This is a genomic window from Azospirillum sp. OGB3, assembly GCF_014192915.1.
GTDB lineage: Bacteria > Pseudomonadota > Alphaproteobacteria > Azospirillales > Azospirillaceae > Azospirillum.
The window spans coordinates 43,678-54,748 of the sequence record NZ_JACHYN010000026.1 but is presented as its reverse complement, the minus strand read 5'-3'; the positions used below and the strand labels follow the sequence as shown (position 1 = coordinate 54,748).

Annotated in this window: 3 protein-coding genes; all 3 read left to right on the top strand. The window is 63.7% G+C overall.

Annotated features, from left to right (window positions below; genetic code table 11):
- Positions 1-65: 65 nt before the first annotated feature.
- The 3 genes from FHW79_RS33430 to FHW79_RS29725 all read left to right on the top strand — a co-directional run bounded on the left by FHW79_RS33430 (position 66) and on the right by FHW79_RS29725 (position 11,050).
- Positions 66-3,413 (top strand): CHAT domain-containing protein, encoded by a 3,348-nt coding sequence (locus FHW79_RS33430; RefSeq protein WP_282184049.1) that lies wholly within the window; start codon positions 66-68, stop codon positions 3,411-3,413.
- A 522-nt stretch (positions 3,414-3,935) separates the two neighbouring features.
- On the top strand, positions 3,936-7,196 hold the full coding sequence (locus FHW79_RS29730) for a thrombospondin type-1 domain-containing protein (RefSeq protein WP_183182273.1): 3,261 nt from the start codon (positions 3,936-3,938) through the stop codon (positions 7,194-7,196).
- A gap of 119 nt (positions 7,197-7,315) precedes the next feature.
- Positions 7,316-11,050, top strand: coding sequence for a hypothetical protein (locus tag FHW79_RS29725; protein ID WP_183182272.1), 3,735 nt, complete (start codon positions 7,316-7,318; stop codon positions 11,048-11,050).
- The last annotated feature ends 21 nt before the right edge of the window (positions 11,051-11,071 follow it).

Below are 11,071 nucleotides of genomic sequence, written 5' to 3'. Positions count from 1 at the left end.
TCATGGCGCGGCGCTCCTCTATGGGATCAACCTAAAAATCCGATTTAACAATGCCATGACGGCGGCTGCCCATCAACCCGATTTTCCGGAGAGCCGGAAACTCTACCGCGCAGAACCAGCTGGGCTGGATGTACCAGAAGGGCCGGGGCGTGCCGCAAGACGATGCGGAGGCGGTGCGCCGGTTCCGGCTCGCCGCTGAGAAGGGCAATGCTCAGGCGCAGAACAATCTCGGCTGGATGTACGAGAAGGGCCGTGGCGTGCCGCAAGACGATGCGGAGGCGGTGCGCCGGTACCGGCTCGCCGCCGACCAAGGAAACGCCACCGCACAGTCCAATCTCGGCTGGATGTATGAGCGTGGCCGGGGCGTGCCGCAGCATGATGCGGAGACGGTGCGCTGGCATCGGCTCGCCGCTGAACAGGGCGACGCATCGGCGCAGAACAGTCTCGGCTGGATGTACGAGAAGGGCCGGGGGGTACCGCAGGACGATGCGGAGGCAGTGCGCTGGTATCAGCTCGCCGCCGAGCAAGGAAGCGCAATAGCGCAGACCAATCTCGGCTGGATGTATGAGCGTGGCCGGGGCGTGCCACAGGACGATGCGGAGGCGGTGCGCTGGTACCGGCTCGCCGCCGAGCAGGGCTATGCTCGGGCGCAGAACAATCTCGGCGTGATGTATGAAGATGGCCGGGGCGTGCCGCAGGACGATGCAGAAGCGGTGCGCTGGTACCGGCTCGCCGCCGAGCAGGGCTATGCTCGGGCGCAGAACAATCTCGGCTTTATGCACGAGCATGGTCGGGGCGTGCCGCAGGACGATACAGAAGCGTTGCGCTGGTACCGGCTCGCCGCCGAGCAGGATAAGGCCGCGGGGAGAGCCCACCTGGGTGTGGCTCTCGTTCGCGGTATCGGAACTGACACGAATCGCGAGGAGGGTTGGCGCCTGATCGGGCTAGCGGCAAAGGAGGAAGGTGTTTCCGCGTTGTTGGCCTTGGCCGCACGCTACCGCCTCGGTCTAGACACCGTACCCGATCACACTGCCGCACGGGCGTTCTATCAACGTGCCATTGAGGCGGGCGGAGCCGCCGACGGTCATCTTGGCCTGCTCGCTCTGGATTTCTCCGGCCCGCCCGAGGCGGTGCGCGAGGCGCTGCTCCGGGTCGCCCGCGAGTTCCCGGAGGGCGGCAGCTTCATAGGAGGCCAAGCGCGGGACGCCGCCATACGGCTACTGGAGGCGGCTCGCGCCAGTTCGCTCGAGGGCGCGGCCGAGGCGGTGGCCCTGCTCGACCGCCACGACCCGCTGAAGGCAGCGGTCGATCCGGTGAGGTGGCGCACAGCCGTTGCGCCTGTACTCTCGTCCGTGGCGGCTGCGACCAACAATGCCAGTGCCGCGACTCCCACACGCGCCACCGTCACGTCTGTACCCTCTTCCATGGTGACCCCGCCGACCGGCAGCGCCGGTGCCGGGGCTGCCGCGAGCCCCTTCGCCGCGCTGGTCGGGGCGGAGCTGACCGCCGAGCGCGGGCAAATCGCAGCGCTGATCACCGCCGGGACCTTTAACGACGAACTGGTGCGGCGGCAGGAGCGCGTGGTTGAGTTGGTCCGCCTGACGGGGGACACCGACGGCGCGCTCGCCGAGAAGCTCACCGCCCTGCGCTATCGGGAGGTGCGGGCTTCACTAGACTGGGGCTCCACCGACAATTACTTCGTCCTGCTCGACGCGTCGTGCCGGTGGAGTGAGGCCAGCCGCTGGGCGCGGCAGCTGGAGCGGCCTGGAGCGGCCCTCTTCATGGCAAAGCAGGCGGTCAACCGGCTCCAAGACGCCCGCCGTCGTCTGGTCGACCTTAACGAGAACCTGCGCGAGTGCTTCCTCAAGGCGCAAGAGGACCGCTACCGCCGTCTGGCCGACCTGTTTGTCGAGCTCGGCCGGCTTGGCGAGGCCGAGACGGTCATCCGCATGCTCAAGGACTTCGAAACCTACGAGTACGTCCGCCGCGATCCGGGCAGCGCGGGGAAAGCCTACGACCATTTGCCACTCGACCAGCCCGAGGGGGCGCTCGGCACCGCCTTGGGGGGCGCAGGCCTCGTCCAGGCGGCGCTCGCTCTCGAACGACGCGACCTGCTCAAACAGAAGATCCGGGGCGAACCGGACTCGGCGGTCGCCGCGCGGCTCACCGAGGTGCAGCGCTTGCTGGAGGAGGCCGAGCGGACCGCCCGCGCCGACTTCGACAGGGTGCGCGTCGCGCTCGTCGCGCTCGAGCGATCAGGCGATGAGCGGTCGATCGCGTCCCGCGACCTGCTTGCCAGCGGGTCGGTGCAAGGGCTGCTGAAGAGCCAGTTCCGCGGCGAGGCGGCGGCGCTGCACATGGTGGTGCTGCCCGACCGTGTGCATGTGATCGTGACGACGGCGGATACCCAAATCGTGCGCACGACGTCCGTCGAGGCGGCCGAGCTCGGCCGGTTGGTGCTGGCCCTGCGCGAGGCGGTCCAGAGCCCAGGGCGGGATCCGCGGCCGGCGGCGCAGCGTCTCTATGATCTGCTGCTGCGCCCGGTGGCGGCGGAGCTGGCGGCGTCGCAGGCCAAGCTGCTGCTGCTTTCGCTGGACCACTTGCTCCGCTACGTGCCCTTCGCGGCGCTGCACGACGGCGAACGCTACTTGGCAGAGCGCTACGCACTGACCTTGTTCACAGAAGCGGCGCGGACCAACCTGGCGCGGCAGAACGCGGTGAGTTGGGAAGCGGCCGGCTTCGGGGTGACGGCGGCGCCCGGCTTCACGCCACTGCCGGCGGTGGCCGAGGAGTTGCGGGCGATTGTGCGGGCTGGCAACGACGGCGAAGGGCTGCTGCCGGGCCGGGTCTATCTAGACCAGAGCTTTACGGGGGCACGCTTCCGCGACGCGGCGCAGGCCGGCTTTCCGGTCGTGCACGTGGCCAGCCACTTCGTGCTGCGACCGGGCGACGCGCGGGACGGCTTTCTGCTGCTCGGGGATGGCGGGCGGCTGACGGTGGAGGAACTGCGGCGCATTCCGCTGGCCGGGGTCGACCTATTGGCGCTGTCGGCGTGTGAGACGGCGGTAGGGCGGCGCGACGGCGACGGGCGGGAACTGGAGAGCCTGGGGGTGCTGGCGCAGGAGCGGGGCGCCGGGGCGGTTATGGCAACGCTGTGGCCGGTGGCGGACGCGTCGACGGCACGATTCATGCGCCTGTTCTACCAAGCGCGCGTCGAAACCGGGCTGAGCAAGGCGGCGGCGCTGCAGGCGGCAATGCGGGCGTTTCTGGCTCATAGCGGCGAGGCGCAACAGGCGGCTGCGGATCCAGGGCGCGGGGCGGAGGTCGTCGGCAGTCCGCGTCCGACCGTCCCGGCGGGAACCGCACATCCGTATCACTGGGCACCGTTCGTCCTCATTGGAAGCCCGTGGTAGCCTGCTCGAACGACGATCAGGAGCAATGTGGTTGCCTGGGCGGTTCTGTTGCAAAATCTGACGGTGGCCGCGGAAAGTCGCGGCATCAGCACTGTCAGGCGGCGACTCCGAACAGGCAGGGGATGAATGTGGCCTGGTCCGGCATGTCATTGGCGGGAATGGTGGCGGCCTGCCCATTGCGCACCATGGCCAGGATCTCGTAGCCGGCGATCACCCGCCGTGCCGTGTGGTAGCTTTTGAACCCAATCCCCAGCGGACCAGCTGCATAATCCGGCGCTGATCCTGTTCAACAATGTTGTTCAGGTACTTGCTTTGCCGTGGCTTGGTGAGGGGCCGGATTTTACGCGATCTCGGACCCTTCGAAAACACTGCAGCAGAACCGCGCTGAGCGCAGTGGCACCGTCGAAAGACGATGGTTTTAAGTGCCTTTCAGCGGCGCGAACAGAGGGTGTCTTGTGGAAATCTCCATGCTGCCCGCAACCGCCTTTGGCTGGCGGGTTCGGGCCGTGCTGGAGAGGGTTTATGAGGAAATTGATCCCCGTCGTTCTGAGCTTGATCATGGCTTCGCCACTGACCGCCTTGGCGCAAAGCGGGCCCTCGATTGAGCTTCGGGTGAAGAATGCGGGCGAGGCACCAGGGCCGAGCGGCACGACGTATCCGAGCGTCGTAAACTCCGCCGCACCGCGCCCAGATGCGCTGGTCACCGGCAGTCATGTCACGATCACCGACTTCCGCGATATCGTGATTTCCGTAGACGGTGCTCCGTCGGCATCGACCAGCATCACACTCCAGGACGGCGAAGGCACCCCTGCTGGAACCCAGGACGTCATCCCGCTCTTCATGGATAAACCGCTGTCAGCGGCAATCACGTCCGGTGGCGAGCACTTCCGCATCATCGACGACAAGTGCACCGGCAAGCTGTTGGGGGCGCCGAACACCAGCTACAGCACCTGCGAGGTGATGATTGAGCCAAGGGCGACCTGGTGGGGGCCGCTCTCCGGCAATCTGCGCCTCTCGTCCGGGTCCTACAGCATGGACTTGCCGCTTTCCGGCACCGCCCACCATTTCGACCCTCTGCGCTTGGCGTTGAGCGTCATCTCTGGTGATCCGGCCAACTTCGACGTCAACGGGGCCTTTTCCAGGGGAAATCTCTTCGCTGGAACGCCGGCGTATTCAACGGAAAACGTCACCTTCCGGGTGGCGAACCTCTCGAGTGAATATGCGACGCCGCGGTTGGCCACGATCCTTTCCAACACTCTGAATTTCGAGTTCGTCACCGACGGCTGTTCGGGCGCCTCACTCCCTCCAAACGGCGCTTGCGACATGGTGGTCCGTGGCAAATCCACTTGGTGGGGAAACTGGTCCGGCACGCTGCAGGTGGCTTCTGTCGGGAATCCGGAGGGCGATCCCGACATCACTCTCACGACGAACCTCGCTGGCCGTGCACACCATTTCGATCCGCCTCGGCTTGCGATCGCCACGGTATCCGGCGACCCTACCCACCTGGACGTTCTCGGCCCGGCGCAGCCGAGCTATTCGCAGCCTTTGGTCCTTCGGGTCAGAAACCTCTCGACCGAGTTCCCGACCTACCCCCTGGACTCTTCCCTCGCCGCGACCAGCGGGCCCGGCTCGTTTGAATTCCTGACCAATGGCTGCGCCGGTGCGGCGCTGGCCGTTATGGGAACCTGCGATGTCAGCTTGCGAGCGAGGGCTTCTTGGTGGGGCCCTATAGCGTCCGCCTATTCCGCCCATGGCAATAGCGAGGCCGGTACCATCGGGGCCACCCAGGAACTTCTAGGAAGAGCGCACAGGTTTGATCCCCTGACGCTGGAGATCAACGCGGTCACCGGCAACCCGACCGGGATGGACGTTTTTGGCCCTGGCACAGCGATGCTGACGTACTCCAGCCCCGTGACTCTGCGCGTGCGCAACCGGAGCACAGAGTACGCCACCACGGCCTTGGCTACGATCCTATCCAACTCCAACGATTTTGAGTTCGTCGCCGGCGCCAACGGCTGCTCCGGCGCCGTACTGCCGCCGGGCGCCACCTGCGACGCGCAGGTTCGAGCGAAGGCTGCGTGGTTTGCGGATCTCTCCAGTGTCTTGACGGTGACAACGTCCGGACTCCCGGACGCTCAGGATGATGCCGTGGCTCAACAGGCCTTGGCCGCCCGTGCCCACCATTTTGATCCGGTGACGCTGAGCGTAACTGCGGTGACGGGTGATCCAGCGTCCATGGATGTTGCCGGCACCGGCGACGGGACGTTGGCCTTCTCGGCGCCAGTCACCCTTCGGGTGCGGAATCACAGCAGCGAGTACACAACGACCAGCCTGACCACAGCCCTGTCGAACCCTGACAATTTCGTGTTCATCTCCGACGATTGCAGTGCGGGAACCTTGGCGCCCACGGCGGCCTGCGAAGTTACCATTCGCGCCAAGTCGGACTGGTGGGGCAGCTTGGCGGGCCATTTCGCGGTGACCGCGGTCAACCTCCCTGATGGACAGGGCACTGCCGATGCCCAGCTCGATATGACGGGCCGAGGGTATCATTTCGATGCCCCCCGTCCGACGTTGACCCTGGTCAGCGGAGATCCGGCCCTCATGGACATCACGGGATGGGCCAAGAACATCGTCGCCTATTCGAGCGCCGTGTCATATCGGGTGACAAACGAAAGCACCGAAGAATCCACGGACCCTCTATCGCTGGGGTTCAACAACAGCGGCAATTTCGAGTTCACGTCCGATGGCTGCGCTGGCGCCCAACTAACTCCTGGCGCTTCATGCAGCGTGACGTTCCGGGCTAAGGCAGTCCAGAACGGCAGCTTCACCGGTACTCTGACCGTCGACAATCACAAGCGACCGTCCGTCAGCCTAGCTGGCACTGGGAAGCAGTTCTTCACCTACAGCTGGGTAACTGGGGGCTGGGCGGGCTGCACCGCAAACCCGACATGGGGAGGGTGGGGAACCTGCAGTAGCAGCTGTGGTTCCGGCACGCAGTCTAGGGGCTGCAATGGAACCTCCGGGACTGAGACACGGGCCGTATCCTGTCAACGCGATGACGGCACCGATCTGGGTGCCGTGGCCGACACCTATCCAGGATGCGACACCAGCAACCGCCCGTCAGCCAGCCAAGGCTGCACGCGCAGCTGCGCGGGCTCTAACGAGCAAGCCTGCTACGATATCTCCACCTGCACCTACAGCTGGGCTGACTGGACCGGTTGGGGCGCATGCAGCGCCTCATGCGGAGGAGGCTCTACAAGTGGTTCGCAGAATTGCAAACGATCGGACGGCGCTTACGTCGACTGGTCGAACTGCAATCCGGCCTGGGCTGGAACGTGGGAAGTATCAAAATCGGGCTCAACATACACTTGGGGAACAAGCTGCAATACACATGACTGCTGCACGCCGAGCAATCATGTGACTGCATATGGTAGTTGGTCTGCTTCCTGTGGCACGGCGTCGCGCACAGTCTATTGGTCCAATGGCTGTGGCAGTGACTGGACTGAAACAGAAACAGCCAACCGCGGTAGTTGTGAAAACTGCGGCCAAGCACAAAATGGATGGATCATTAATACAAGCAACGAGATCCGGCATTGGGGGCAATGGATAATAGCAACGAATGTCTCCCCTGAGAGATGTAAGGAGCTATGTAATGGAAGGGGCTCGGGTGCGTGCAATCGTCTTTATGACAATGCGTGTTACTTCGCTCCAGGCCATACTCTCAAGTACTTTGGGCAAGAAGAGATGATCGGAAATAAAATTGTATCTTACCAGTGTAATTGATGGTGATGATAATGAGATCGGAACGTGGCCATAGCAAATTCAAGCCTGTTGGAGTTGTCCCCGGTCAGATGTCGCGGATAATGAGAAAACTAACGGCGGCATCGGTGGTTCTCGGTGCGATGCTGAACCCTTCGACGGCTTCAGCTGTGTCGCCAACGGAAGGCGGCACCGCGCCGCACATCACGCTGCGTGTCGGCGAACCCTCGGCGTTCGAAGTGAAGGCCGAGGGACTTTCGCCGACGACGACGGAGGTGACCGGTCCACCATTGAAGATGATCCTGCGCAACAATGCGGAGGGGTATCGGCTCATCACCAACAACCCGCTGCCCTCATCGTGGATTGGCGACTACCGGCTTTCGATCACGACAACCGATGGGAAGGGTGTGCCGGCCTCGCGCGAGGTGATGATCACTTACCTGCCGGGGGTGGTCGGGGTGGTCACCGCGCCGGGAGGTGAACTGTGGATTCCAGCAGTCCAACACAGCTTCCGGAACGGCGCGCGGCTGAACCCGCTCACGACCGACGCTTGGAAGCTTCCTGATGGCACGACGCTGGGCGGCACACACGAGCTGCGGGTTTCGATGCACAAGGATTCGACGGTGCCGCTGGTCATTGCCGGCTACCGGATCAATCCGGGTGATGTGGGTGTTTCGGTGGGCTCCTACGACTTCACCACCGCGGCGGGCAAGTTGTCACTGCCGATGATGGCGGCGGTTCAGGGACGCGAGGGGCAGGCGCGCATCTGGGTGACCAGCACGGCGCCGAACAGCCCAGGTTTCGATCTCAAGGTGAACACCTGGACTCCTCACGTGGCGATGGTCGCCGATTCCTGGACGGTCCGCCAAGCGTTCGATGCCGTGAGCATCAAGGTGCAGTCTGCGACGGGAAGCCGGTGCGATCTTACGACCAGCAGACAGGTTGCCAAAACAAGCGACGTGCTGGCGGGGCCGAAGTGCCTAGTCGAGTGGGATCCGCTGCCAACCGATATCACGCCGGCCGCTGCGTTGACCCCGTTGGCCCAGGGACGCATGTGGGTTAACGGCGACTACACCGTTGGCTACAAAATCAGCTTGGTCGACCCCAACGACGTCCAGGTGCCCATCGCCTCGGGCACGTCGACGCTCAGCGTTTCGCCGATCGCCAACTTGCTGGCCTATCAACCGCGGCGCTCGTCAGATCTCGCCTACCGCAAGGTGCAGCCGGTCCAGGCAGTCATGGACCAATCGGGTGGCCCGACGTGCGACACATACTGGAGTTTCGAAGGAGCTGAATACCGATCCTCCAATTCCCAGGTGCGCTGCGCTCTGACTTGGATGGCGCTCCCGGATGCCCTGGCTCAGAACCAATACTGGGTTCGCCCGTATCTGGAGGGTTCGATGCCGACCGCAGGAGTTCAGGAGGTGCGATGGAGGGTTGATGTCGTCACGCCGCTCGGGTCGAAAATCCCGGCCGGTGAGGGGGGCTTTACCTACAACGTTGTCGAGCCACCACTCCCCACCATTACGGAGGACATGCTTACGGTCGTGAAGGACGGTCTGTATGCCGTGCCGCGCGAGGGGGGCTATGCAGGCAACGCCGTGATCAACGGCGCTAACGCCTCGTATCAGGTGAAGGTCACTCGGGGAGGTACGGTGATTGAAGATGGGGAATTCGATGCGGCCCCGTGGGGCGAGGAACGCGAAATTCAGCGCCGTCTAAACGCTGCAGAGTCCGAATTGTGGAGCCGCACACCCTGGACAGTCAACGCACGTTACTCCGAAATGCCGGAGAACATGGCGGAGAGATCGTTCGAGATGTTGGCGGTCCCGAGCCCGAATATCAAACCTGTGATCACCCTGGACAACTCCACGGCCATTCTGGACACCAGCGAACTCGCTGTCTCCGTGGGGATTCGGGACGTTTACAGGGTTGAGGCAGGTTACGACGCGGGCACCATGGGTCAGTGGGAGGTGCGGCTGGTCAAGTACATCGACTACCGCACCACGCAGCCGCTAACCGGTTACGTTGACGCAGCAAACGGCGATGCAGCATTCACGCTGCCGGCCAACACCTTTGACACAGGCACGGTCCGCCTGACCGCGGAAGCACGTGTGAAATCGCCTGTTCCCGAATATCAGCGGAACGAGTTCGCATCGCGGCCTCTCACCCTGACGATTGTGAAGGGCGGTCCGATCGGAGCCGATCTGGCCGCGCGCCGGGTGACTGGCGAAGCGCCGCTCACCACCGTAGTCAGTGTTGAGCTCGATCAGCGTCTGGACGCCACGGCGCTCGGAGATGTGGTTTGGCAGATCAGCGCCGATGGCGGTGCCACCTGGGCCGATGCTCCATCGATGCGAAATAATAAAATGCGCCTATCTTACACTTTTCCAAAGGGAGAATACGATGTACGCGCCACTCTGAGAAACAAATTTTCCGGAGCTGAGTATACTCCTGAAACCGTCCACGTTATTGCTTACGATGTTCCACAAGCCAAACTTGATGGACCGGAGAACATTTTCATTGGCGGCAACGGGCACTACCGTCTGAAACTCAGCCATAAGGGCGAGTCGGTTTCGGATGACAAAGTGGCTGTGGAATGGTCCCTGGACGGAGGAGACAGCTTCACCCCGGGCACTCCAGAGTTCGACCTCACCCGTGATGCACCGGCCCGTTTGCTCATGGTCGCCCGCGCCCGTATGCGTGATGCGCCGCCGGAAGACCACTTTGCTTGGCGCGAGGTGCGCCGCCGTGTGAACTTCGTCCCGGTGCGTCCGCCCATGATCCGCATCGTCGGCCCGGCGCGCGTCGAGTATCCCCAAAGCGCCAACTTCCGGGGTGTGATGGGCCTGCCTTACCGGAACATGGACGTCGAGTTGCGTGGATGGTGGACATTTCCCGATGGAAAGCGTGTCGATGGTCCGCTGATCTCGTGGGGGCCGACGTCGGAGGATCTGGCGGCCGACACCGTGACGCTTACCTATCACGCGGAGATCGTGGGCTTTGAGGGGGCTACGGGCAGCCAAGACAAGCGCGTGCGGGTCTGGGAGTACCTCTGGCCGGAGTTCAGCCTGGAACCGATCAGAAGCTCTCAGTACGCTCCGGCGGATGTGACGGTGCGGCTCCGCCAGATCGGCCGGCCCATGCAGCTCGACAGCCCGTCCTACAGCTGGACGCTGCCGCCGGCCGCCACTCTCCTCGAAGATGCGAACCAGACGCTGCGAATTGTGCGCACTGAGACGCCAGGAGCCTATCCGTTTTCCGCGTCCGTTTCCGACGCCCGCGGCAACTCCTCGACGGTGAACAACACGGTCAACATGCTGACGGCTCCGAACTACGGGATGACGCTCGCCATTTCACCGTCCAACGCCTACAGCCGGGCGCCTTTGGATGTTACGGTGAAGCCCTCGATCTCCGGCGGCCATCCCCATGACCGCATCCTGTCGCTCACCTACTTTTTGAACGGCGCTCCGACCGGAGCGGCGGGCTCCTATTCGAAGCTGACCTTGGGCGTGGGCACGCACACGCTTGAAGCGCGGGCGACGACACAGATGGGGTGGAGTTTCGGGGCGACACAGACCATCAATGTCGTGCCGAACACTCCGCCGACCTGCACGGCGACGATGCGTGAATGGACCAGCGGCTGGATCTATTATGCCGACTGCCGCGACGACGACGGTCGGATTGTAGGCTACCGTTGGACACTCGACGGGGAGCGGGTCGCAGCCAATTCGAACCGCATTTCGGTGTCGAAATTTGCTCGCTCCAGTCCCCCGGTTGTGACGCTTAAGGGCGTGGACGATGCGGGGGCTGAATCGGAACCGGTGACGGCTGACACGGAGGCAGAGCTGGAACCCGGCGTGCCTGTGACCCAGTGACAGTACGCCCAAGCGGAAGGG